This window comes from Paeniglutamicibacter psychrophenolicus, from assembly GCF_017876575.1.
GTDB classification, from domain to species: Bacteria; Actinomycetota; Actinomycetes; order Actinomycetales; family Micrococcaceae; genus Paeniglutamicibacter; species Paeniglutamicibacter psychrophenolicus.
In genome coordinates this window covers 3,407,989-3,433,044 of the sequence record NZ_JAGIOE010000001.1, presented here as the reverse complement: position 1 = coordinate 3,433,044, position 25,056 = coordinate 3,407,989, and the positions used below count along the sequence as shown (strand labels likewise).

At 67.4% G+C, this 25,056-nt stretch carries 19 protein-coding genes and 1 tRNA gene; 15 read left to right on the top strand and 5 right to left on the bottom strand.

The features are described 5' to 3' along the window. The first annotated feature begins 11 nt into the window (after window positions 1-11). From gltB to pyk, 3 genes are all read left to right on the top strand, one after another. Window positions 12-4,616, top strand: coding sequence for a glutamate synthase large subunit (gene gltB, locus JOF46_RS15565; protein ID WP_209908534.1), 4,605 nt, complete (start codon window positions 12-14; stop codon window positions 4,614-4,616). Beyond that, complete coding sequence (locus JOF46_RS15560; protein WP_209908531.1) at window positions 4,609-6,066, top strand: glutamate synthase subunit beta; 1,458 nt, start codon at window positions 4,609-4,611, stop codon at window positions 6,064-6,066. Before gltB ends, JOF46_RS15560 begins: the two co-directional genes overlap by 8 nt. A 66-nt stretch (window positions 6,067-6,132) precedes the next feature. Next, complete coding sequence (pyk, locus tag JOF46_RS15555) at window positions 6,133-7,650, top strand: pyruvate kinase (protein ID WP_209908528.1); 1,518 nt, start codon at window positions 6,133-6,135, stop codon at window positions 7,648-7,650. Window positions 7,651-7,730: 80 nt separating this feature from the next. Here pyk and JOF46_RS15550 read toward each other — a convergent pair whose 3' ends face one another. Further along, entirely contained in the window at window positions 7,731-8,657 is a 927-nt protein-coding gene (locus JOF46_RS15550) for a S1C family serine protease (protein ID WP_209908525.1), read from the bottom strand. Window positions 8,658-9,091: 434 nt separating this feature from the next. Further along, window positions 9,092-9,172 (bottom strand) — tRNA-Leu (locus JOF46_RS15545). A gap of 158 nt (window positions 9,173-9,330) precedes the next feature. Here JOF46_RS15545 and JOF46_RS15540 point away from each other — a divergent pair. The 3 genes from JOF46_RS15540 (at window position 9,331) to JOF46_RS15530 (ending at window position 11,538) form a co-directional block, all read left to right on the top strand. Further along, window positions 9,331-9,951: an ANTAR domain-containing response regulator gene (locus JOF46_RS15540; RefSeq protein ID WP_209908522.1), complete on the top strand. Its 621-nt coding sequence runs from the start codon at window positions 9,331-9,333 to the stop codon at window positions 9,949-9,951. A 176-nt stretch (window positions 9,952-10,127) separates the two neighbouring features. Then, window positions 10,128-11,060, top strand: a complete 933-nt coding sequence (locus JOF46_RS15535) for an aldose 1-epimerase family protein (RefSeq protein ID WP_209908518.1) — start codon at window positions 10,128-10,130, stop codon at window positions 11,058-11,060. 49 nt (window positions 11,061-11,109) lie between these two features. Next, window positions 11,110-11,538 carry a VOC family protein gene (locus JOF46_RS15530; protein WP_209908514.1) on the top strand — a complete coding sequence of 143 codons (429 nt, stop codon included), beginning with the start codon at window positions 11,110-11,112 and terminating at the stop codon, window positions 11,536-11,538. A 17-nt stretch (window positions 11,539-11,555) separates the two neighbouring features. On the opposite strand, the gene JOF46_RS15525 is transcribed toward JOF46_RS15530, so the two are convergent. Beyond that, entirely contained in the window at window positions 11,556-12,179 is a 624-nt protein-coding gene (locus JOF46_RS15525) for an L-threonylcarbamoyladenylate synthase (RefSeq protein ID WP_113761043.1), read from the bottom strand. Between the two features lie 117 nt (window positions 12,180-12,296). On the opposite strand from JOF46_RS15525, the gene JOF46_RS15520 reads away from it, so the two are divergent. The 5 genes from JOF46_RS15520 (at window position 12,297) to JOF46_RS15500 (ending at window position 17,559) form a co-directional block, all read left to right on the top strand. After that, the gene (locus tag JOF46_RS15520) at window positions 12,297-13,664 is read left to right on the top strand and encodes an MFS transporter (RefSeq protein WP_209908511.1); all 1,368 of its coding nucleotides are present in this window, start codon (window positions 12,297-12,299) and stop codon (window positions 13,662-13,664) included. 15 nt (window positions 13,665-13,679) lie between these two features. Beyond that, window positions 13,680-15,143: a pyridoxal phosphate-dependent decarboxylase family protein gene (locus JOF46_RS15515; protein ID WP_209908508.1), complete on the top strand. Its 1,464-nt coding sequence runs from the start codon at window positions 13,680-13,682 to the stop codon at window positions 15,141-15,143. Between the two features lie 251 nt (window positions 15,144-15,394). Next, the gene (locus JOF46_RS15510) at window positions 15,395-16,600 is read left to right on the top strand and encodes an inorganic phosphate transporter (RefSeq protein WP_209908504.1); all 1,206 of its coding nucleotides are present in this window, start codon (window positions 15,395-15,397) and stop codon (window positions 16,598-16,600) included. Further along, on the top strand, window positions 16,600-16,839 hold the full coding sequence (locus JOF46_RS15505) for a hypothetical protein (RefSeq protein WP_083410980.1): 240 nt from the start codon (window positions 16,600-16,602) through the stop codon (window positions 16,837-16,839). Before JOF46_RS15510 ends, JOF46_RS15505 begins: the two co-directional genes overlap by 1 nt. Window positions 16,840-16,995: 156 nt before the next feature. Beyond that, window positions 16,996-17,559: a dihydrofolate reductase family protein gene (locus JOF46_RS15500; protein WP_209908502.1), complete on the top strand. Its 564-nt coding sequence runs from the start codon at window positions 16,996-16,998 to the stop codon at window positions 17,557-17,559. On the opposite strand, the gene JOF46_RS15495 is transcribed toward JOF46_RS15500, so the two are convergent. Together JOF46_RS15495 and JOF46_RS15490 are read right to left on the bottom strand one after the other, a co-directional pair. Further along, window positions 17,556-18,116: a P-loop NTPase family protein gene (locus JOF46_RS15495; protein ID WP_209908490.1), complete on the bottom strand. Its 561-nt coding sequence runs from the start codon at window positions 18,114-18,116 to the stop codon at window positions 17,556-17,558. The two genes, JOF46_RS15500 and JOF46_RS15495, sit on opposite strands and share 4 nt — an antisense overlap. Then, a complete protein-coding gene (locus JOF46_RS15490) occupies window positions 18,117-18,635 on the bottom strand; it encodes a hotdog fold thioesterase (protein WP_245348152.1) in 519 nt (172 codons plus the stop codon). An 85-nt stretch (window positions 18,636-18,720) separates the two neighbouring features. Here JOF46_RS15490 and polA point away from each other — a divergent pair, with 85 nt between their 5' ends. From polA to JOF46_RS15470, 4 genes are read left to right on the top strand one after another with little or no spacing between them, the layout of a single operon-like run. Then, entirely contained in the window at window positions 18,721-21,351 is a 2,631-nt protein-coding gene (gene polA / locus JOF46_RS15485; protein ID WP_245348600.1) for a DNA polymerase I, read from the top strand. Beyond that, the gene (locus JOF46_RS15480) at window positions 21,351-22,649 is read left to right on the top strand and encodes a GNAT family N-acetyltransferase (RefSeq protein WP_209908485.1); all 1,299 of its coding nucleotides are present in this window, start codon (window positions 21,351-21,353) and stop codon (window positions 22,647-22,649) included. Before polA ends, JOF46_RS15480 begins: the two co-directional genes overlap by 1 nt. A 57-nt stretch (window positions 22,650-22,706) precedes the next feature. Beyond that, a complete protein-coding gene (locus JOF46_RS15475; protein ID WP_209908484.1) occupies window positions 22,707-24,002 on the top strand; it encodes a GNAT family N-acetyltransferase in 1,296 nt (431 codons plus the stop codon). A 4-nt stretch (window positions 24,003-24,006) separates the two neighbouring features. Continuing rightward, on the top strand, window positions 24,007-24,951 hold the full coding sequence (locus tag JOF46_RS15470) for a polysaccharide deacetylase family protein (protein WP_209908483.1): 945 nt from the start codon (window positions 24,007-24,009) through the stop codon (window positions 24,949-24,951). Window positions 24,952-25,056: the final 105 nt, after the last annotated feature.

Genomic DNA, 25,056 nt, shown 5'->3' with positions numbered 1-25,056 from the left:
AGGGACAACTCATGAGCATGACCGGAGTCCAACTCAATGCCTCACCGCATCAGGGCGAGGAGATTTCCTCGCCCTACACCAGGTTTGCCGACATCCCGGCAGCACAGGGACTCTACGATCCGGCAAACGAAAAAGACGCGTGCGGCCTGGCGGTCATTGCCACGCTGACAAAAGAGGCCAGCCACCAGATCGTGGAGCAGGCCCTCGAGGCGCTGCGCCGCCTGGAACACCGCGGCGCCGTGGGCGCCGACGCCGGAACCGGCGACGGAGCCGGCATCCTCACCCAGATCCCCGACGCATTCTTCCGCGCGGTCACCGGCTTCACCCTTCCCGCCCCCGGCCGCTACGCGGCCGGTACCGCCTTCCTCCCGCAGGAGACCGCGCAGCGCAACGCCGCCGTCACCGCCTTGGAGGAACTCGCCGCCGAGGAAGGCCTGACGGTTCTTGGCTGGCGCGACGTGCCGGTGAACACCGAGTCCATCGGCGCCACGGCCCTGGGCAGCATGCCCTACTTCTCCCAGCTCTTCCTGGGTGCCGCCACCGAACACGAAGCAGACCTTGACGCCCGGGTCTTCCGCATCCGCAAGCGCGCCCAAAACAAGTTCGGGGTGTACTTCCCCTCGCTCTCCTCCGCGACCATGGTCTACAAGGGCATGCTCTCCACCGAGCAGCTCACCGAGTTCTACCCGGACCTGTCCGACACCCGCTTCGCCTCGCGCTTCGGCATCGTGCACTCGCGCTTCTCCACCAACACCTTCCCCTCCTGGCCGCTGGCCCAGCCCTTCCGCACCATCGCCCACAACGGCGAGATCAACACCGTCAAGGGCAACCGCAACTGGATGCGCGCCCGCCAGTCCCAGCTTGCCTCAGCGCTGCTGGGCGAGGTCCCCGAGGAACTCTTCCCGATCTGCAGCCCCGGCGCCTCCGACTCCGCATCCTTCGACGAGGTCGCCGAACTGCTGGTGCTCTCCGGCCGCCCCGTGGCCCAGGCCATCATGATGATGATCCCCGAGGCCTGGGAAAACCACGCCACCATGGATGCGGACCGCCGCGCCTTCTACGAGTACAACTCCATGCTCATGGAACCGTGGGACGGACCGGCCGCGGTCTCCTTCACCGACGGCAAGCAGGTCGGCGCGGTGCTCGACCGCAACGGGCTGCGCCCGGCCCGCTACTGGATCACCACCGACGGGCTGGTAGTGCTGGCCTCCGAGGTCGGCGTCATAGACCTGGCCCCCGAGCAGATCTCCGCCAAGGGCCGCGTCGCCCCGGGCAAGATGTTCCTCATCGACACCGAGGCCGGACGCATCATCGACGATGCCGAAATCAAGTCGCAGGTCGCCGCCTCCGCACCGTGGGCCCAGTGGGTCAGCGAGAACAAGATCAGCCTCGCCGACCTGCCGGACCTCGAGCACGTCAAGCACAACTCCGCTTCCGTGCAGATCCGCCAGCGCACCTTCGGCTACACGACCGAGGAGCTGCGGATCCTGCTGGCCCCCATGGCTTCGGCCGGAGCCGAGCCGCTGGGCGCCATGGGCACCGACACCCCCGTAGCGGTGCTCTCGGAGCGCTCCCGCCTGCTCTTCGACTACTTCACCCAGTCCTTCGCCCAGGTCACCAACCCGCCGCTGGATTCCATCCGCGAGGAACTTGTCACCTCCCTGGGCACCAGCATCGGCCCGGACGGGAACCTGCTGGCCACCGGCAAGGTCGACGCCCGGCAGGTGTCCCTGGACTACCCGGTGATCACCAACGACGACCTGGCCAAGATCGCCAACATCCGCGACGAATCCGGTGCCAAGGTCGCCCTGAAGGTCCGCGGGCTCTACCGCCCCGAGGGCGGTGAATCGGAGCTGCGCGCCCGCCTGCAGGAAATCTGCGAGAAGGTCTCCGCCGCCATCAACCGCGGCGTGAAGTTCATCGTGCTCTCGGACCGCGACTCCAACGCCCAGTGGGCGCCGATCCCGTCGCTGCTGCTCACCTCGGCCGTTCACCACCACCTGCTCAAGAGCGCCAACCGCACCAAGACCTCCCTGGTCATCGAGGCCGGGGACGTGCGCGAGGTGCACCACGTGGCCGTGCTCGTGGGCTATGGTGCCTCCGCCATCAACCCGTACCTGGCCCTGGAATCCGTGGAGGAAATGGCCACCCAGGGCGAGCTCGGCGACGTGACCCCGGCCAAGGCGCAGACCAACCTGATCAAGGCGCTGGGCAAGGGCCTGCTGAAGATCATGTCCAAGATGGGCATCTCCACCGTGGCCTCCTACTGCGGCGCCCAGACCTTCGAGGCCCTGGGCCTGTCCCAGCGCGTGGTCGACCAGTACTTCACCGGCACCTCCTCGCAACTCGGGGGAGTGGGCCTGGACATCATCGCCACCGAAACCGCGATGCGCCACGCCGTCGCGTACCCGGCGGACCTGAACCCCGACGCGCACCGCGTGCTGGAGACCGGCGGCGAATACCAGTGGCGCCGCGAGGGCCCGCCGCACCTGTTCAACCCGGAGACCGTTTTCCGGCTGCAGCACGCCACCCGCGAACGCCGCTACGACATCTTCAAGAAGTACACCCAGGGCGTCGACGACCAGGCCAAGGGCCTGATGACGCTGCGCGGGCTGCTGGACTTCAAGACCGGCGAACGCACGCCCCTCGACATCGAGCAGGTCGAGCCGGTCTCCGAAATCGTGAAGCGCTTCGCGACCGGGGCCATGAGCTACGGCTCCATCTCCGCCGAGGCGCACGAGACACTGGCCCGCGCCATGAACCGCCTGGGCGGCAAGTCCAACACCGGCGAGGGCGGCGAGGACGTGGACCGGCTGCTGGATCCGGAGCGCCGCTCCGCGGTCAAGCAGATCGCCTCGGGACGCTTCGGGGTCACCAGCATGTACCTCACGCACGCCGATGACCTGCAGATCAAGATGGCCCAGGGCGCCAAGCCGGGGGAGGGCGGCCAGCTGATGGCCAACAAGGTCTACCCGTGGGTGGCCCGCACCCGCCACTCCACCCCGGGAGTGGGGCTGATTTCCCCGCCGCCGCACCACGACATCTACTCGATCGAGGACCTGGCCCAGCTGATCCACGATGCCAAGTGCTCCAACCCGAGCGCCCGCGTGCACGTGAAGCTGGTCTCCGAGGTCGGCATCGGCACCGTCGCGGCCGGCGTCACCAAGGCCAAGGCCGACGTGGTGCTGGTTTCCGGCCACGACGGCGGCACCGGCGCCTCCCCGCTGAACTCGCTCAAGCATGCGGGCGTGCCCTGGGAACTCGGCCTGGCCGAGACCCAGCAGACGCTGATGCTCAACGGGTTGCGCGAACGCGTCACCGTGCAGGTCGACGGGCAGCTGAAGACCGGCCGCGACGTGGTGATCGCCGCGCTGCTGGGCGCCGAGGAGTACGGCTTTGCCACCGCACCGCTGGTGGTGGCCGGCTGCATCATGATGCGCGTCTGCCACCTGGACACCTGCCCGGTCGGCGTTGCAACGCAGAACCCCGAGCTGCGCGCCCGCTTCACCGGCCAGGTGGACCACGTGGTGAACTTCTTCGAGTTCCTCGCCCAGGAGGTCCGCGAGATCCTCGCCGAACTGGGTTTCGCGACCCTGGAGGAGGCCATCGGCCAGGCCGAGCTGCTGGACACCCGCGCCGCGGTGGGCCACTGGAAGACCGCCGGGCTGCACCTGGAAAAGATCTTCAACACCGACGGCTCCAAGCCCGGTGCGGCGCGTTCGCGCACCGGGTCCCAGGACCACGGACTGGACAAGCACTTCGACAACCAGCTGGTTGCCGCCGCGGCACCAGCCCTGGAACGCCGCGAAAAGGTCGTCCTTGACCTCCCAATCAAGAACACCGACCGCTCGGTGGGCACCATGCTCGGCCACCACGTCACCCGAACCTTCGGCACCGACGAACTGGCGCCGGGCACCATCGAGGTCACCCTGCGCGGGCACGCCGGCCAGTCCCTGGGTGCGTTCCTGCCCGCCGGCATTGCGCTGGATCTGGTCGGGGACGCCAACGACTACGTCGGCAAGGGCCTGTCCGGCGGACGGATCTCCGTGCGCGCCGATGCACGCTCCGCCTTCAACCCGGCCGAGCAGGTCATTGCCGGCAACGTCATCGGCTACGGCGCCACCAGCGGCGAGCTGTTCATCGCCGGGTTGGTGGGCGAACGCTTCGCCGTGCGCAACTCCGGGGCCACCGCCGTGGTCGAGGGCATCGGCGACCACGGCTGCGAATACATGACCGGGGGAACCGCCCTGGTCCTGGGGCCCACCGGGCGCAACTTCGCCGCCGGCATGTCCGGGGGAACGGCGTACGTGCTGGACCTGGACACCGCGGCGCTGAACCCGCTGGCCGTGGCCAACGAGGACCTGTTGCTCTCCGGCCCCGACGAGGTGGACTGCGCGCTCATCAAGGAACTGCTCAGCAAGCACGTGGCCCACACCGGCTCCGCACTGGCCTCCAGCCTGCTGGCCGACTGGCCGGTGGCCGCGGCCCGCATCACCAAGGTGCTCCCGCGGGACTACGCCGCGGTGTCCCAGGCACGAAACACTGCCGCCCATGAAGGATTCGACCCCGATTCAGCAACCGTCTGGAACAGGATTTTGGAGGTGACCCGTGGCTAATCCACGTGGATTCCTGGAGGTGCGCGAACGCGTCACCGTGCCCAAGCGCCCCGTCCCGGTGCGCATCATGGACTACCGCGAGGTAACTGCCAGGCAAGAAGTCGGCGTGCTGAAAAAGCAGGCCGGACGCTGCATGGACTGCGGGGTTCCCTTCTGCCACAACGGCTGCCCGCTGGGCAACCTCATCCCGGAGTGGAACGCGCTGGTCCACGAGGGCCGGATGGCCGAGGCCGCCGAGCGCCTGCATGCGACCAACAACTTCCCGGAGTTCACCGGGCGGCTGTGCCCGGCCCCCTGCGAGTCCTCCTGCGTGCTGGGCATCAGCCAGCCGGCCGTAACAATCAAGCAGGTTGAGGTCGAAATCGCCGACACCCTGATTGCCTCTGGCGGGCTCGAGCCGGTGCTGGCCGTGCGCCACACCGACAAGCGCATCGCCGTGATCGGTTCGGGCCCCGCGGGCCTGGCCGCCGCCCAGCAGCTGACCCGGGCCGGGCACACCGTGGCGGTGTACGAGCGCGATGAGAAGGTCGGCGGGCTGCTGCGCTACGGCATCCCCGACTTCAAGATGGGCAAGGACGTCCTGGAGACCCGGCTGGCCCAGATGGAAGCCGAGGGAACCGTGTTCCGCACCGGCGTCGCGGTGGGCACCGATATCGAATTCGAAGCGCTGAACAGGCTTTATGACGCGGTGATCGTGGCCACGGGCGCCACCGTGCCGCGCGATTTGCCGGTCCCCGGACGCGAACTCGAGGGGGTCCACTTCGCCATGGACTACCTGGTGGATTCGAACCAGGTGGTGGCCGGCGAGCGTGGAAACCTGCGGATCGATGCCGCCGGCAAGCACGTGGTGATCCTCGGCGGCGGCGATACCGGGGCCGACTGCCTGGGCACCGCAACCCGCCAGGGAGCGGCCTCCGTGACCACCCTGGCCATCGGTTCGCAGCCCCCGGCCGAGCGTCCGGCGCACCAGCCCTGGCCCATGGCCCCGACCATCTTCGAGGTCCAGTCGGCGCACGAGGAAGGCGGCGAGCGGTCGTATTTGGCCGCCACGGTCAACTTCACAGGTGAGCACGGGAGCGTGATGGGTGTTACTGTGGCAGAGACCGAATTTATTGACGGTCAACGCCTTCCGAAGCCGGGCACCGAGCGGGTTATTCCCGCGGATCTGGTCTTCCTGGCCCTGGGGTTCACCGGACCCGAGCAGGCCGGCTTCCTGGAACAGGCCAACACCGAGTTTGATGACCGGGGCAGCGTCGCCCGCGATGGTTACTACATGACCAACACCCCGGGGGTGTTCGCGGCAGGCGATGCCGGACGCGGACAATCCCTGATCGTGTGGGCCATAGCCGAGGGACGATCCTGTGCCGCGGCCGTGGACAAATACCTGATGGGCGAAACCCGCCTTCCGGCCCCCGTCTCTCCGACGGATCGGGCCATCAGCATGTTGTGAAACGGATGCACCTCTTATGCGGTGTTTTCCCGACCTGAGAAATGGAAAGGCAGATAGGCTAACCGTATGAGACGCGCAAAAATCGTGGCCACCTGGGGCCCGGCGATCGGTACCTACGACAAGACATTGGCAGTGCTCAAGGCGGGTGTCGACGTCGCCCGGCTGAACATGAGCCACGGCGACCACTCGATGCATGCCGAGAACCTCGGCAACGTGCGTGCGGCGGCCGAGGAGCTCGGCCGCCCGGTGGGCATCTTTGCCGACCTGCAGGGACCGAAGATCCGCCTGGGCCGCTTCGTGGACGACGCCAAGCACATGCTCAAGGTCGGGGACACGTTCACCATCGTGATTGCCGACGTGCTGGGCGATGGCACGTTCTGCTCCACGACGTTCAAGGGCCTGCCCACCGATGTCAACGTGGGCGACATCCTCTTGATCAACGACGGCAAGGTCGCCCTGCGCGCCACGGCCGTGGATGACGAGAAGGTTGTCACCGAGGTCGTCGTGGGCGGGGAGGTGTCCAACAACAAGGGCATCAACCTTCCCGGCGTGGCCGTGAACGTTCCCGCCCTGAGCGAAAAGGACGAGGACGACCTGCGCTGGGCCATTCGGGCTGGCGTCGACATGGTCGCCCTGTCCTTCGTGCGCAACGCCGCCGACATCGGGCGCGTCCACGAGATCATGGACGAGGAAGGCCGTCGCCTTCCGGTCATCGCCAAGATCGAAAAGCCGCAGGCGGTTGACGCGCTGGAAGAAATCATCGACGCCTTCGACGCCATCATGGTGGCCCGTGGCGACCTCGGCGTGGAGCTTCCGCTCGAGGAGGTCCCGCTGGTGCAGAAGCGCGCCATCGAGCTGGCCCGCCGCTGGGCCAAGCCCGTCATCGTGGCGACCCAGGTGCTCGAGTCGATGATCGAGTCCCCGACGCCGACCCGCGCCGAGGCCTCGGACTGCGCCAATGCCGTCCTCGACGGTGCCGACGCGGTCATGCTCTCGGGCGAGACCTCGGTGGGCGAATACCCCATCGAGACCGTCGAGACCATGGCACGGATCATCTCCTCCACGGAAAAGCACGGACTGGACCGCATCCCGCGCCTGGGCTCCAAGCCCAAGACCCGTGGCGGCGCCATCACCCGTGCCGCAGTGGAAATCGCCGACCAGTTGGATGCCAAGTACATCGTGGCCTTCACCCAGTCCGGCGACTCCGCCCGACGCCTGTCCCGGCTGCGCCCGAAGCGCCCGGTCCTGGCCTTCACCCCGCTGCCGCAGACCTACAACATCATGACACTGATGTGGGGCATCCAGCCGCGCCTGGTCGAATACGCCGACCACACCGACAAGATGACCGCACAGGTCGACCGCGCACTCCTGCAGGAAGGCCTGGCCGAGATCAACGACATTGTCTGCATCGCCGCCGGGTCACCTCCCGGACAGGCCGGGTCCACCAACTCGCTGCGCATCCACAAGGTCGGCGACCTTGCGGACGCCGGCCAGCTCACCGACGGCAAGCCGATGCCTGCCCGCGAGAAGGTCGGTCCGTGGGACTCGGACAAGGTCGAGGGCGAAAACAGCCACACCATCTAGCCGGTTCCAGGCACGGCAAGGGCCGGAGCCCCACCACGATTCCCTTGGGGGACCGCGGTGGGGGTCCGGCCCTTTCGTTTTCAGTCCGTCATCTCAACCGGCACGGCGATGACATCCACCATCGCACCGTTCCGGAGCACCGTCACGGGCAGCGGCACGCCGATGGCTTCGGTGAACAACTGCTTTTGCACGCTTTCGGCGCTGGATACCGGGCGCCGCCCGACGGTCAGCACCAGGTCGCCGGGCTTCAACCCGGACTTCTCCGCCGGGGACCCGGAGATGACATCGGCAACGCGCAGTCCCTGCCGCTGGCCCATGCGCGACGCCAGCGTCTCGTTCAGCGCAATCGGGGAACTGACCAGGCCCAGGTAGGCACGCCGGACACGTCCGTCGGCTATCAGCGCGGCGATGATCCGCCGGGTGGTCGCGTTGATCGGGACGGCCAGACCCAGGCCCGCGCCTGCCACTGCCGTGTTGATGCCTACGACCCGGCCACGGGCATCGGCCAGTGCCCCGCCCGAATTGCCCGGGTTCAGCGCGGCATCGGTTTGGATGACGTCCTCGATCACCCGCCGGGCCCGGCCAAGTGCCGTGGGGATGGAACGCCCCAGCCCGCTGACCACCCCGGCGGTCACCGATCCGGCCAGGCCCAGCGGGTTGCCCACGGCGATCACCAGTTGGCCCACACGCAGCCCCTCGGCGTCGCCGAGTCGCGCCGGGGCCTGCATGTGGGAAAAGCCGCGGATCACCGCCAGATCGGACAGGGCGTCCGCTCCTATGATCTCGAGGTCGGTTCCCGTGCCATCGGCAAAGGTCGCCCGCCCGGCACTGGCCCCGGCAACCACGTGGGCATTGGTCAACATGTACCCGTCTTCGGTGAAGACCACGGCGGAACCCGCGCCAAGGCGCACCGGTCCACTGCGGCCGGTACGCGTCATTTCAACGGCTGCAACATGCGGCCCCACCTCTTCGGCGACGCCGATGACGGTCCGGGAATAGGAATCCATTACGTCTTCAGACCCAAGCCCGGATTCGGAAATATCGAAAGGCTCTTTCACCGCACGCCTCCCGGGGTGCTCATGGTCGGATATTTGCGGCGCTTCCTGTCCATGCAGGGGCCGCGCCACATGCCTATACAACGAAAGCAGCGCCCGCCGTAATCCCGTCACGGATACGCCATGGGAGAACGCCGCCGCGGGAAGAACGGCATTTCCACGGATCCCGCAATGCCGAATTCGCTGGTCGTCTCCGAGCACCTGATCCAGGAGTTCTGCCAGGGCCTTCAGCCAACGAGGCCCGGAGCATGTGGTGGGGTTCCCGCCGGATAGAAGAAATGCACAAGTGGATGTCAAAGTGGTGGTCGGCATTGAATCCGGGGAACGCTTTTCCGGAAATGACAAAGGCCCCGATCCCTTATGGAATAAGGGATCGGGGCCGGTTGTGCCCGAGGTGGGACTCGAACCCACACACCTTTCGATACTGCATTTTGAGTGCAGCGCGTCTACCATTCCGCCACTCGGGCGGGCACATTTTGAAGCAGCGAGAATAAGCGTAACTGATGATTGCTTTGCGCAGAAATCCTCGCGTCCTTGCGGTTATCCACTGTACATGCAGATAGGCTTAACCGTAAAACCGAGAGTCGATGACAGCCCCGGTCACCCCGGGATTGAAGGAGCACCCATGAACGATCTGCCCGAAGTAACACGAATTGATCCCGAGCCCAACACCGGCGCACCCCGCCGCGTGATTGTTGCCGAGGATGAAACCCTGATCCGTCTCGACATCGTTGAGATCCTGCGCGGCGAGGGCTACGACGTGGTTGCCGAGGCAGACAACGGGGAAAAGGCCATCGAGCTGGCGCGTGAGCACAAGCCGGACCTGGTGCTGATGGACGTCAAGATGCCGGTCATGGACGGCATTACCGCGGCCGAGACCATCGTCAAGGAGCGCATCGCCCCCGTGGTCCTGCTGACCGCCTTCAGCCAGAAGGAACTGGTGGAACGCGCCCGCGAGGCCGGAGCCATGGCGTACGTCGTCAAGCCGTTCACCCCCGCGGACCTGGTGCCGGCCATCGAGATCGCCATCTCCCGCTACGAGGAAATCCGCGCGCTGGAGAAGGAGGTCGGCGACCTCACCGAGCAGTTCGCCACGCGCAAGCTCGTCGAGCGAGCCAAGAGCCTGCTGACCACCAAGATGGGCCTGACCGAACCCGAGGCGTTCCGCTGGATCCAGAAGACGTCCATGGACCGCCGCTTGTCCATGCGCGAAGTTGCCGAGACCGTCATCGACCAGGTCAAGTAGCCAAGCACCAGGATCGCCCTTGACGGGGCCGCGGAATCCCCGACACGGGAAATTCGCGGCCCTGTTTGCATTTTCCTGCTGCCACGGGCACGTTGGCTCGATAGGATTCTAGGGACAGACAATGCAGGGCAACCAACCGCGAGGAAAGGGCCACCGTGCCACATGCGGATTCACCGATGGGTGAGCAATTCGAACTCTCCGGAACCATCGACGGCCACAGGCAACACGCGGTGGTGACCCAGGTCGGTGCCGCGTTGCGCAGGCTGGTGGTCGACGGGATGGAACTTGTCCAGGACTACCCGCAAGACATGGCCGCGCCCTCCGCGGCCGGCGTCGTCCTGGTGCCCTGGCCCAACCGTGTTGCCGGGGGGACCTGGAGCCACGATGGCGTCGAAGAGCAGCTGGTGATCACCGAACCGGAGCGCAACAACGCCAACCATGGACTGCTGCGGCACAGCAGCTATCGGCAGGCAGGCCGAACAGGCAGCAGCGTGACATTGGCGGCGGAGATTTCACCCGCGCCCGGGTATCCCTTCGAGCTGGCCACGTCCGTGCACTATGAATTGGTGGCTGACGGGTTGCAGGTCACCCACAGGCTGGAAAACCTCGGCACGTCCAAGGCCCCGGTGGCCGTGGGTGCCCACCCGTACCTGCGAGTCGGCGACACCCCGGTGGGCGAGCTGACACTGCTCATCGACGCCGCGCGGCACCTGGAAGTCGACGGGGCGATGATTCCCGTCGGGCGGCCGTTGCCGGTGGACGGTACGGACCTGGACTACAGGCACGGCAAGAAACTGGGCGATGTCGCCCTCGACAATGCGTGGACGGATCTCACGCGCGGGGGCGACGGGGGTTCACTGCACCACCTGGAGGCCCCGGATGGAAACCGCGTGGAATTGCACATGGACGGGAACTACGGATTCATCCAGGCCTACACCACGCAAACCTTCCAGGGCCCTGAAGGTCCGGTGCACGCGGTGGCCCTGGAACCGATGACGGCGGCGGCGAACGCCTTCAACAACGGACGGGGATTGCGTTGGCTGGCACCGGGCGAGGCCTGGGAATCTTCGTGGGGGATCAGGCACGTGGCCGCGGGCGATTCCCGATGAACAATGGAAGCACAGCAACGTGCAACTCGTGGAAGGAAACAGCATCCCGATGAAAACCCAAGGTGTGGTCCTGAGCCTGGCCGTGTCCGATGCCGTGCGCTCCCTGGACTTCTATCGCGACGTGGTGGGCATCGAAAACGCCACGCTTGCCATGGGCATGGTCTGCCTGGAACTGCCGGGAATGACGATCTTCCTGGCCGAGACCGAGGCCTTCACGAAGTATTCGCGCGAGGCCAAGCGCACGCCGCTGCTTCCCGTGCCCGCCACCGACGCCTTGCTCAGCTGCGCCATCGCCACCGAGGTCGAGGTCGACGAAATACTCGCCGCGGTGGCCGGCTCGGAGGGCAAGGGCTTCACCGCCCACCGCATCCCGCACGTCGGCGGACAACTGCAATACGTCGGCACCTTCGCCGATCCGGACGGCCACCTTTGGCAACTGGTCTGCAACCTCACCGATACCGAAGGCCACACGCCGTAGGCCGGACCGGTCCCTCGCTACTCTTCGAAGCGCGAGGGATCGCCCAGCCCCACACGGGCGATCACTGCCTCGCCGCTGGAGTAGTCGATGACGGTGGTCGGCTCGGTCCCGCATTCGCCGGAATCGATGACGCCTTCGATCACGTTGTCCAGAGCCTCCTTGATTTCCCAGCCCTGGGTCATCGGATCCTCTTCACCCGGAAGCAACAGCGTGCTGGAAAGGATGGGCTCGCCGAGCTCGTCAAGCAGGGCACGGACCACCGCATTGTCGGGGATGCGCACGCCAATGGTCTTCTTCTTGGCCTGCATCAGCCGACGCGGGACTTCCTTGGTCGCCGGGAGGATGAAGGTGTAGCTGCCCGGGGTCACCGCCTTGATGTTGCGGAAGACCTTGTTGTTGACCTCCACGTACTGGCCCAACTGGGCAAAGTCCTTGCACACCAGCGTGAAGTGGTGCTTGTCGTCGACCTGGCGGATGGACCGGATCCGGTCCAGCGCCTCGCGGTTGCCGATCTGCGCGCCCAGGGCGTAACAGGAATCGGTGGGGTAGGCGATCAGCCCGCCATTGCGTATCAGCTCCACGGCCTGGGCGATCGCGCGCGGCTGTGGGTTTTCGGGGTGAACATCAAAGAATCTAGCCATTGAACGAGCTTACGGCTCCGCGCCGGTTCGCGCACTCCCTTTCCCCGATTCACACAGGCTCTCCGAGGCCCGGTGTGCTCTGGTCACGGGCCGGTTTCGGTGCGTAGACTCCAAGCCATGGCGACATCGGGGGAAGTCCCGCTTCCACGCAGTGTCATTGGCACCTATGCGCTCGGTTCCATGGGCACCGGCGGGTTTTCCACGCTCCCCGGCCTGGTGCTGATCTACTACATGACCGACACCCTGGGCATCGCTGCCCTGGGTGCGGGACTGCTGCTGGGCGTGGCCAAGATCTGGGACGTGCTCATCGACCCGGTCATCGGTATCCGCAGCGACCGCGACCTGGCCGCCACCGGTTCACGGCACCGCTTCATGGTCGCCGGGGGAGCCCTGCTTCCGTTGTTCTTCATCCTCACCTTTGCCGTGCCTGCGGGCCTGGGCCAACTTGCCGCGGGGCTGTGGGTGTTGGTGGCATTCACCGCCACGGCCACGGCCTTCAGCCTTTTCCAGGTCCCGTATATGGCGCTGCCGGCCGAACTGACCGCCAGCTACGACCAACGCACCCGCCTGCTGTCGCTGCGCGTGCTTGTCCTGTCCCTGGCGATCCTGCTCTTCGGTGCCGGGGGACCGGCGCTGCGCACCCTGGGCGGGGCAAACCAATGGCTTGGCTATTTCCTGATGTCCGTTGTGGCCGGAATCGTCATAGGAACCAGTCTCCTGGCCAGCGCAAGGGTCGCACCCAGGGGCGGAACCCGGACCGCGGGCCAACCGGCCCCGATCCGCCAAGGCTACCTGCGGGGCCTGGCGGTGTTGCGGCGCAGCCAGCCGTTCCGCGCGCTGTTGCTGGCCTTCGCACTGCAGGGCCTGGCCACCGGGGGAATGCTTGCCGGGGCGCAATACGTCGCCACCTGGGTGCTGCACGACGAGGAGGCGGTGACATTCCTCTTCATCGCCCTGATTGGCCCGGCACTGCTGTTTGCCCCGATCTGGCGGATGGTTGCCCGGCGGATCGGCAAGGAACGCAGCTTCCTGCTCTCCAGCGTCCTGTTCGGCCTCGCCGCCCTGGCCCTGGCCGGGATGCTCCTCCGGCCCGGAGCCTGGGTGTACCTGCCGGTGGCGCTCGCCGGGGCCGGATATGCCGGGATGCAGTCGCTGCCCATGTCGATGCTGCCCGATGTCATCACCCACGATGCCGTGGAGCACGGGGAGGGCAATGCCGGGATCTTCGGCGGGGTGTGGACGGCGGGGGAAACCACCGGGATGGCCCTGGGCGCCGTGATCCTCACCGTCGTCCTGGCGGCCAGCGGATACGCCGAGTCCGTGGCGGGCCAAGCCACCACCCAGCAACCCGCGGCCATCACCGGCATCATCCTGGCCTTCAGCGTGCTCCCCGCCCTGGTCATTGCCCTGAGCCTGTGGGCGTTTCGCCGCTACCCGCTGCGCGAATCAAACTTCAACCAACCGCGCGGCACCGCAGCGGCGTAAAGGGGAAAACCGGAGATGCCACAAGACGCACTAGCGATCCTGGACCAACTCAGGTCCTGGCGGGCCCAGGATGCACCCACCCACGGGGGACACGTCATGTCCTACGTCTATGACTCGGGACTGGCTGACCTCGACGCGCTCGCCGCACGGGCCATGGCCCTGGTGCAACCGGTCAACGGGCTTGACCCCACCATGTTCACCTCCGTGGCCCACATGGAACGCGACCTCATCACCTTCGCACGGGACCTGCTCGGCGGGGACCGCACCGTGGTGGGAACCGCCACCAGCGGCGGGACCGAAAGCTGCCTGCTGGCCGTGAAGACCGCCCGGGCCAACCACCGGGGCACCGACCATCCCAGTATCCTCGCCCCGGCCAGCGTCCACGCAGCCTTCCACAAGGCCGCCGAATACCTGGGCCTCGCCCTTGACCTGGTCCCGGTGGGCCAAGACGGCCAGGCCGACCCCGAAGCGGTGATCGCCCGGATGGGCCCGGACACCGCACTGGTCGTCCTCTCGGCCCCGTCCTACCCGCACGGGGCCCTTGACCCGATCGAACAGGTCGCCGCGGCAGCCCTGGCCCGCGGCATCGACTGCCACGTCGACGCCTGCTTCGGCGGGTGGATCCTGCCGTTCTGGGACGGACTGCCACCCTGGGACCTGTCGGTTCCGGGGGTCACCAGCCTGGCAGCCGACCTCCACAAATATGGATACGCACCCAAGGGGATCTCGGTGCTGCTGACCAAGGGCGCCGCGCGCCAGCACGGTCAATACTTCGCCACCACCGATTGGCCGGGCTACCCGGTGGTGAATCCCACGTTGCTGGGCTCGAAGTCCGCCGCACCGCTGGCCGCGGCCTGGGCCATCACCAGGCACCTGGGCGTTAGCGGATATGCTGCGCTCGCCGAATCCTGCAAGCGCTCCACCGCGGCACTGGCCGCCTGCATCGCGGACATCGAGGGACTTACAGTGGTGGGTTCCCCGGCCGGCCCGCTGCTGGCCGTTGCCCGGGACCCGGGTGCGGGCCTCGGGTCGGGCATCGATCCGCACCTGTGGGCCGACAGGCTGGCCGCCTCCGGCTGGCACCTGCAGTTGCAGCCGGGCTACCGGCAGCCCGACGGCAGCTGGCTGCCACGCACCACGCACCTGACGATCACCCCGGTCACCGAATCGGTGCTGCCCCCATTGCGCGCGGCGCTGGTCAGCTGCGCCGACGAGGTCCGCGGCGTCGCGGGCGTGGACCCGCAACAGGTTCTCGCCGCGTTGGGTCCGGCCGGCGCCGCGGGTGCGGAAGACGACGGGGTGCAGCGTGTGCTCTCCGCCATGGGCGTTACCCCGGGGGATGGCTCGCTGCCCAAGGACATGGCGCCGCTGCTGGCCCTTGTCGAGGCCCTGCCGCGAGAAGCCTCCGGGAAGCTGCTCATCGAGCTTCTGGCCGGCCTCGTGGTGCCGCTGGACCGGGATCCGGGCCCGAAACCCTGAGCCGGCGGTGAGGCCGATTCGAGGCGTGAAGTCGCTCACGTTGGTTCCGCGCCCCGCCCGTGCATGCCTACACACGGGCGGGGTCGGGTGCCTTGGCGGTGAGGCCGGGGAATTGACTAGTTCGGGGCAGGCCATATGATGAATTTGCGACTTAGGTGAACAGACCCCCAACATTGGGCAAACAATGCGGGAAAAACGGAGTCACCCAGCGCGAATCGGCCCTCGCCCGTAATCCCAAGATTGGTTTATACATGGATCTGACGCTCATCGTCGTCCTGGTCATAGCACTTGCCTTGTTCTTTGATTTCACCAATGGCTTCCACGACACCGCCAACGCGATGGCTACGCCCATCGCGACCGGTGCCATCAAGCCGAAGGCCGCAGTCGCGCTAGCCGCGGTTCTCAACCTTGTTGGTGCATTCCTTTCAACAGAAGTCGCCAAGACCATTTCCGGAGGCATCATCAAGGAGGGCGGGGACACCGGCGTGCAAATCATGCCGGCGATGATCTTCGCCGGCCTGATGGGCGCCGTCGTCTGGAACATGCTCACCTGGCTGCTCGGCCTGCCTTCCAGCTCCTCTCATGCCCTCTTCGGCGGACTGATCGGCGCCGCCATCGTGGGCGCCGGGTTCGGTGCCATCGACTACAGCGTGCTGATGTCAAAGGTCCTGCTGCCGGCCCTGGTCGCACCGGTGATTGCGGGTACCTCCGCGTATCTGTGCACCAAACTGGCCTACTCGGTCACCAAGCGCCAGTCCGGCCTCGCCTCCCCGAAGCGCGGCGGATTCCGCTACGGACAGATCTTCTCATCCTCGCTCGTGGCGCTGGCCCACGGCACCAACGACGCGCAGAAGACCATGGGTGTCATCACGCTGACCCTGGTCGCCTCCGGCTTGCAGGACGCCGGCACCGGCCCGCACTTCTGGGTCATCGCCTCCTGTGCCCTGGCCATCGCGCTGGGCACCTACATGGGCGGCTGGCGGATCATCCGCACCATGGGCTCGGGCCTGACCGACGTCAAGCCCGCCCAGGGCTTCGCCGCAGAAACCTCCACCGCAGCGGCCATCCTGGTCTCCTCGCACCTGGGCTTCGCGCTGTCCACCACACAAGTGGCCTCCGGGTCCGTGATCGGTTCCGGGCTGGGCCGCAAGGGCGCAGAAGTCCGCTGGGGAACGGCCGGACGCATCGCCCTCGGCTGGCTCTTCACGCTCCCGGCCGCCGCGATCATCGGGGCCGCGGCCGCGGCACTCGCCCACCTGGGCAACGGCGGCCTGGTCATCGTCAGCATCCTGGGACTCGGTGCCCTGCTGGTCATCTGGGTCCTGTCCCGCCGCGACCTCGTGGGGCACAACAACGCGATCAGCGACGTTGACGTCTCCGGTGCCGCAGTGAACATCCCCACCAAGAAGCAGCGTCGCAAGATGGAGCGCGCCAAGGCCAAGCAGGAGAGCAAGTAATGACCATTCAGTGGGATGAATTCCTGATCGTCGCCGTCACCACCTGGGTCGCCGCACTGTTCATCGTCGGTGCCTACTCCTTTGGTGTGCGCATGCTCGCCGTCGGTGAGGACGCCAAGCGCTCGGCCATGCCGGCCAAGCTCGCCGCCTACGGCTGCTTTGCCATGTGCGGCATCGTGGTCCTCTTCGGGATCATCCTGATCGTGCCCTCGCTCAGCGAAAAGATCCTCGGCGCCTAAGCCACACGCCGGCCGAACCACCCTGCGCTTTCGCCCGCCCGGATCCTTGGATCCGGGCGGGCGAAAGCCGTTTAAGCCCCAGTCTGCGGCCTTCGGGCCGTGAAACCCCTGCTGAATACAGGCGATGGGGCCGCGCCCATGGATAGGATGGGCTCCATGATGCAATTCAGGTATTTCGTGGCGGCCTCGGCCGACGGCTACATTGCCGATGAAAACGATCGACTCGACTGGCTCATGGACTTTGACGGGTTCGAGGGGCAGGCGGAAAGCTACGCCGAATTCATGGGGCAGATCGGGGCCGTCGCCATGGGCGCCGACACATACTCCTGGCTGCTCAACGAGGCGCTCGAGGAATGGCCCTACGCGGGGCTGCCGGTGTGGGTCTTCACGCACCGGGAACTGGCTGCGTTCCCCGGGGCAGATTTGACCTTCGTCCGCGGGGACGTGAATGAATGGGCCGGGGACGTGGCACGCAGCGCCAACGGCAAGGACGTCTGGGTCCTCGGGGGCGGCTCGCTGGCCGGCCAGTTCGTGGACGAGGGCTTGCTCGACGAGCTGCAGCTCTACACGATGCCGGTGTTGCTGGGCGGTGGCCGTCCGCTCTTTGCCATGCGCGGACACACCAAGCTGGCTCCGACCTTCAGCCGAGAATATCCCGGGGGAGTGCGCGAGACCCGCTACGACGTCATCAAGGCGCCTGGCCAGACCCGCGACTACTAGGGATTCGAACCCGGCCGGCCGGCCTCGAGCCAAGCAAGCCACCTGCGTGTTTCACGCGGCGAGGTGAACCGCTTGACCCTGACGGGGCCCAGCGTTTGTTCATAGCCGCGGATCTGTCGGCGCTTGGATGCAAAGGTGCTGAAATGCCAACGGATGATGGATTCCTTGCCCAGTAGCCTGGCCCAGGTCTCCCTGTTGCCGTTGCAGGTTTCTTGCCCCGTCGCGGCGCGGCGCACCGAGCGCACCAGCAGCCGGCCCAGCGAGACGACCCGCGAATAATCCAGGCACACGATCAGCTCGGCGCTCTCTGCGATGTCTTGCCGGTAATGCCGGTAGACCGAATCAAAGACCCATGCCGGCTCGGCCGCGATCCGCAGCGCCAGCTCCCGCTGCTCGGCGGCCGGGCGGCTGGTCCAGCCCGGCAGCCAACCGATCTCCTCGTCGACGTAGTGCACCGGCAGTCCCAGGATTCGCCCGAGCTCACCGGCCAGCGTCGACTTCCCGCTGCCTGTCGCGCCCAGGCACAAGACCCTCCGGATCCCGTGTCCCGGCTCCACCTAGACCTCGAGCAGCATGTTGGTGATCCGCGAGGTGCACAGGCGCCGGCCTGCCTCGTCGCTGATGACGATCTCATGGGTGGTCAGCGTCCGGCCCAGATGGATCGGGGTGCACACCCCGGTCACCAAACCGGTGACACCTGCCCGGTGGTGCGTTGCGGAAATGTCCACGCCCACGGGCTTTTTCAGGCCCTTCCCGTGCACCGCCGCGGCAAAGGACCCCAGGGTCTCGGCCAGAGCCACCGACGCCCCTCCATGCAGGATCCCGGCCACCTGCTGGTTGCCCTCCACCGGCATCGTGGCCACCACGCGGTCGGCCGTGATCTCCGAGAAAATGATGCCCAGCTTCTCCACCAGCGGCCCCACCCCGTGGCTGGCCAGCATCGGCCACATGGCCTCGGGGACGCCGTGCGCGGCCAGTTGCCGGGCATGCGGATTGCCCGCCGATGCGCCGTTGGAGGCAAAGGTGCCAGATCTCTCGGCGGCCCGTGCGTTGTCTTCAGTGAAATTATTGCCCATGCCAACTAGGCTGGCACCTGTGAGCGAATCAACCAAACTTGTGGCAACCGATCCCCAGCGCCTGCTCGTCATCGACGGGCACTCCATGGCCTTCCGCGCCTTCTACGCATTGCCGGCGGAAAACTTTGCAACCGACACCGGGCAGCACACCAACGCGGTCCACGGCTTCGTGTCGATGCTGCTGACGATGATCCGGCAGCAGAAGCCCACCCACGTGGCGGTGGCCTTCGACCTGGACACCCCCACGTTCCGCTCACTGGAATACACCGAATACAAGGCCGGGCGCAACAAGACCCCGGAAGAGTTCTACGGGCAGATCGACCTGATCCAAAAGGTCATGGAAGCCATGAACATCCCCACCATCACCATGGATGGTTTCGAGGCCGACGACATCATCGCCACCCTCGCCGCCAAGGGCGAGGCCGCGGGCCTGGACGTGCTGGTGGTCTCCGGGGACCGCGACGCCTTCCAGCTGATCACCGACAAGACCCTGGTGCTCTACCCCAAGAAGGGGATCTCCGACATCCCGCCGATGGACGGTGACGCCGTCGAGGCCAAGTACTTCGTGCGCCCCGAGCAGTACTCGGACCTGGCCGCACTGGTCGGCGAGACCGCCGACAACCTCCCGGGCGTGCCCGGGGTGGGACCCAAGACCGCCGCGAAGTGGATCAACCTCTACGGCGGGCTGCCCGGCATCCTGGAGAACATCGACGCCATCAAGGGCAAGGTCGGCGACTCGCTGCGCGAGAACGTGGACAACGTGACCCGCAACCGCCGCCTGAACCACCTCTTGCGCGACCTTGAGCTGCCGGTGGGGATCGAGGCCATGGAACTGGAGCGCCCGAACCGCGAGGCCATCGAGGAACTCTTCGACGCATTGCAGTTCAACACCCTGCGCAAGCGCCTCTTCGACCTCTTTGGCGACGAGCCGCAGGACGCCGCCGCCGAAGCGGTGATCCCGGTCCACGAGGTGCTCGGCGACGCAGCGGCGCTCCAGGGCTGGTTCGGCGCCCACGGCGCGCAGCTGCTGGGCCTGCACGCCGCCACCGTTCCTGCCTCCGGCGGCACCGACGTGGTCGGTGTGGCCTTTGCCTCCAACGACGCCACCGCCTTCGTCTCCCTCCAGGACATCGACGCGGACACCAAACAGGCGCTGGCCAAGGTGCTTTCCTCGACGAGCTATGCCAAGGCCGTCCACGACTTCAAGGGCACCTACAAGCTGTTGCTGGAACACGGGCTCGAGCTGGCCGGGGTCGTCGATGACACCATGATCACCGCGTACCTGATCCAGCCGGATCGCCGCAGCCACGAGTTGCCCGACATCGCGCAGCAGCACCTGCGCATCGCGCTGGAGGAAGCCAAGGCCCCGGCCGACGGTCAGCTGGCCTTCGACCTGGAGGGCCCGGACCACGCCACGCCGGCGGTGCGTGCCGCCCACGTGGTGCGCCAGCTGTCCCAGCTCCTGGCCGGGATGCTCGTGGAGCGCGGGGGAGAGACGCTGCTCAAGGAACTGGAAATGCCGCTCTCGCTGGTGCTGGCCCGCATGGAAATGGCCGGCATCGCCATCGACACCGCCAAGCTCGACGAGCTCTACGACGGTTTCACCGCCAGCATCAACCAGGCCACCGACCGGGCCTACGAGGCCATCGGCCACGAGGTCAACCTCTCCAGCCCCAAGCAGCTGCAGGTGGTCCTCTTCGAGGAACTCGACCTGCCGCGGACCAAGAAGATCAAAACCGGCTTCACCACCGACGCCGAGTCGCTGCAGGACCTGCTGGAAAACACCGGGCACCCGTTCCTGAAGGCGCTGATGGCGCACCGGGACGCGAACAAGCTACGCCAGACCGTCGAGGGCCTGCGCAAGGCGGTGGCCCCCGAGGGCCGCATCCACACCACCTACGCGCAGACCGTCGCGGCGACCGGACGATTGTCCTCGCTGAACCCGAACCTGCAGAACATCCCGGTCCGCTCCGAGGCCGGCCGGCGCATCCGCGAGGTCTTCGTCGTCGGCGAGGGCTACGAGACGCTGCTGACCGCCGACTACTCGCAGATCGAGATGCGCGTCATGGCGCATCTCTCGCAGGACGAGGGATTGATCCAGGCCTACAAGGACGGCGAGGACCTGCACCGTTTCGTCGGCTCGCACGTGTTCAATGTCGAGCCCGAGGACGTCACCAACGAGATGCGCTCCAAGGTCAAGGCCATGAGCTACGGCCTGGCCTACGGGCTGAGCTCCTTCGGGCTTTCCAAGCAGCTGCGGATCTCCGTCGACGAGGCCCGCACGCTGATGAAGGACTACTTCTCACGCTTCGGCGCGGTCCGCGACTACCTGCGCAAGCTGGTCGACGATGCCCGGAAGGACGGCTATACCGAGACCATCTTCGGCCGCCGCCGCTACCTGCCGGAGCTGGCCAGCGACAACCGTCAGCTGCGCGACATCGCCGAACGTGCCGCGCTGAACGCCCCGATCCAGGGCTCGGCCGCCGACATCATCAAGCGCGCGATGCTCGGGGTCGAGGAAGGCCTGGCCGCCGCCGGCCTGAAGTCGCGGATGCTGTTGCAGGTCCATGACGAATTGGTCCTCGAGGTCGCCGCGGGCGAACTTGAAGCCGTCGAGGCGTTGGTGCGCGAGAAGATGGGCGCGGCCGCGGACCTGTTGGTCCCACTCGACGTGCATGTGGGCATCGGCGCCTCCTGGCAGGACGCCGGACACTGATGCTTGGCGGGCACCTGCGCATCGGAAACGTCGCGGTGGAACGCGGCGCCGACACCGACGTCGCGTCCCCGGGGTATGCCGCCTGGGTGAACGGGGTGTGGGAGGGTTTCTACCACTACAAGCCCGCCAGCGACGGGCAGCTCGAACAGATGCTCCAATCCCACCAGGCCGACGAGCGGGTGCTGACCGCGGTCTGGGACGATTCGCGCCCCCGGGACCTGGTGGACCCGCTGGTGCCGGTGGCCACCTACGGCACCTTCGCCAAGACGCTGAACATCGGGGCCGCCGTGGTCCCGGCACACCTTGTCACCTCGGTCACGGTGCGGCCCACGCACCGGCGCCGCGGCATCCTGCGCGAGCTGATGTCCGCGGACCTGTCCCGGGCCAAGCAGGCCGGGTACCCGGTGGCCGCGCTGACCGCCTCCGAGGCGACCATCTACGGGCGCTTCGGCTTCGGCCGGGTGACCGAGACCCAGACACTGCACCTGGACGTGCGCGGGGACGTGCGCTTCCACGCGCCGGCGACCGGGTCCATGGTGCAACTTGCACCGGGAAAACTGGCGGGAATCGCCAATGGGGTCTTCGAGCGTTTCCATTCCACGCGCCGCGGCTCGGTGGGACGCCAGGAGGCCTACCTGCGCCACGCCACCGGGGCCTGGGGCGAGGAAGGCCCGGAACCGGAACCCAAGCTGCGCGCCGCGGTGTACCTGGACGGGTCCGGGGAGATCCAGGGGTACGTGACCTATGTCTTCGGCGGCTGGGATCCCAAACCGATCACGCTCAAGGTCCGCGACCTGGTCGCGGCCACCGAGGTGGCCAGGCGGGAGATCTTCCGCTTCCTGGCCAGCTTCGACCTCATCGAGTCGGTTTCCTGCCCCTTTGCCGCCGCGAACGACCCGCTGCCCTGGGCCTTGGAAAACCCGGCCCGCGTGGGCTTCAGCGAGCGCGAGCACGGGCTGTGGGTGCGGGTGCTGGATGTGCCCGCGGCCTTCGATGCCAGGGAATACCGCGGCACCGGCTCCTTCACGCTCGCCGTCACCGACCCGCTGGGCCTGGCCGACGGGCGCTACGGCCTTGAAATCCGCGACGGCCGGGCCACCGTCACTGCACTGGCCGAGGCGTCCCCGGCGGACGCCACCTGCGACGTCGTTGCCCTGGCCCCGCTGCTGCTGGGCTCCTGCGACACCGCCGGGCTCATCGCCGCCGGACTGCTGGAACCGTCCTCGCACACCAGCGTGGCGGCGCTGGCCGCGCTGCTCGACTTGCCCGGGGTGCCCCACGCCATCAACGGGTTCTAGGCCCATTCCGGCACCCCGCCACCCACCCGATCCCCATTCAGAGAGCACCCCACGACCATGAGTGATGACACCACGATTCGCATTGAACGGTTTGAACCCGAACTCATCGACGGTGTCCCTTCCGCGGCCACCGTGGAATTCCTCACGTCCATCAGCCGCGGCTTCCACGAGGCCGCGCTGGAGGCCGAGGAGCTCAAGATCCTCGCCGGGCTCGAGATCAACGACAACACGACCTTCACGGCCGTCTACGACGAGTCCGCGGTGCAGCCCTCGCTGCACGCCGAGGCCCCGGTGGCCACCTATGCCTCGTTCCCCGGGACGCTGAACATCGGGGGAGGGAACCTGATGCCGGTGCACCAGATCACCTCGGTCACCGTCAGCCCCACCCACCGCCGCCGCGGCCTGCTGCGCCGGCTGATCACCGAGGACCTTGCGGGCGCCCGCGAGGCCGGGACCGTGTTCGCCGCGTTGACCGCCTCGGAGGCGACCATCTACGGGCGCTTCGGGTTCGGCCGGGCCACCCAGCGGGCACGCTTCACTCTCAAGACCCACCGCGGGGCCTCGATGCGCGTGGAAAACGAGGGCACGGTGGTTGCCGTGGACCCCAGGGAACTGAAGAACTACGCCCCGGGCATCTTTGCCGCCGCCCACGCCCACACGCTGGGCTCGATCAGTGCCACGCAATTCGACGTGGGCCAGGCCGCCGGGCTGTGGGAGGACTACGACTCGCTCAAGCCGGTGAAGAACCTGCGCGCCGCCCTGCACCTCGACGCCCAGGGCAAGCCGGACGGCTTCATGAGCTACGTCTTTGCCGGGTGGAAGACCGCCCCGCCCACCATGGAGATCGGCCAGATGTGCACCGCCACCGGCGCCGCCCGCCGCGAACTCATCGCCTACCTCGGCGCCCACGACCTGGTGGAAAAGATCACCGGCCGCGGACCGGTCGACGACGTGGTGCCCACCGTGCTGGAAAACGCGCGCGCCTACAAGGTCGCCTCCATGGGCGACCACCTCTGGCTGCGCATCCTGGATTTGGAGACCGCGCTGTCCGCGCGCGCCTACGGGCGCGACGGGCACATCCGGTTGCGCGTGCACGACTCCCTGGGGTTCGCCGACGGCATCTGGGACCTGATGGTCCAGGACTCCGCCGCAGGGGTGCGCCGTGCACCGGAGGGGGCGGTGCCCGAGGCGACCCTGGATGTCCGCGACCTCGCTTCGCTGTACCTGGGCGGTTTCAGCGCCACGCACCTGGCCGCGGCCGGGGTGCTGAAGGTCCACACACCCGAGGCGCTGGGCACGCTTGACGCCCTCTTCTCCACCGACACCATTCCCTACTGCCAGGCGGATTTCTAGTTCCATGCACACACAGTTTTCCGGCTCCCCGACGGGGCGCCGCACGCTGCTCGCTGCCCTGCTCGGGACCGGTGCCGCCCTGTTGGCCTCCTGCGCCGCCGACCCGCTGTCCCCGACGGGTCCCGCGCCGACCGCCGCCACCTCTCCGTCCGCCCCGGCACCCGCACCGTCGCCACCGGTCGAGGCAACCGCACCGGCCCGCGCGGTGCCCGGCCGCGGCGCGGTTCTCTCCGCCTATGCCTCGAAGCCCTCCGGCGCGTTCGGGCTGGAAGCCAAGGGCATCGAGCTCGGCCTGCCGGCCACGGCGCGGGGAGCAGCGCTGACCTTCGACGCCTGCGGGGGACCGGGCGGCGAGGGCTACGACGCCGCGTTGATGGCGGCACTGCGCAAACACCGGGCGCCGGCCACGCTGTTCATCAACCAGCGGTGGGCCCGGGCCAACCCGGGGCTGGTCCGCGAACTGGCCGCCGACCCGCTCTTCGAGATCGCCAACCACGGCACCACGCACGCGCCGCTGGCCAGCCGGGGGCAGGGGGCATACGGCATACCTGGCACCGCAAGCATCGGGGCCGCCTATGACGAGATCATGGACAACCAGCGCCACCTGGCCGACACCTTCGGGATCCGCGCAAAGTTCTTCCGCTCCGGGACCGCGCACATGGACGAACTTGGTGCCGCGCTGTGCCGCGAGCTGGGCCTGGTCCCGATGAATTTCACCGTCAACCTCGACGCCGGCGCGACGTTCCGAGCCGCGGGCGTCGCGGCGCAAACCAGGCAGTTGCGTGCGGGGGATGTGGGGATCGGTCACTTCAACCGCCCGTCCTCGGGAACCGCCCGCGGCGTGGCCGAGGCGCTGCCCGGGCTGCTCGAATCCCTGGCGGCCCGGAAACTGGCCCTGCTCACGCTCTCCGAGGCCTTCGGAGCCCGAACCGGGACCCCGTCGGCTTGACAACTTGCCGGTTTGCCGTTTTGACCCGGCAGGGTGCGGGGGAATAGACTAGGCGAGCGTGTTGCGGCTATTGCCGTGCCCGCACCCAAGCTAAATTCGGAAAAT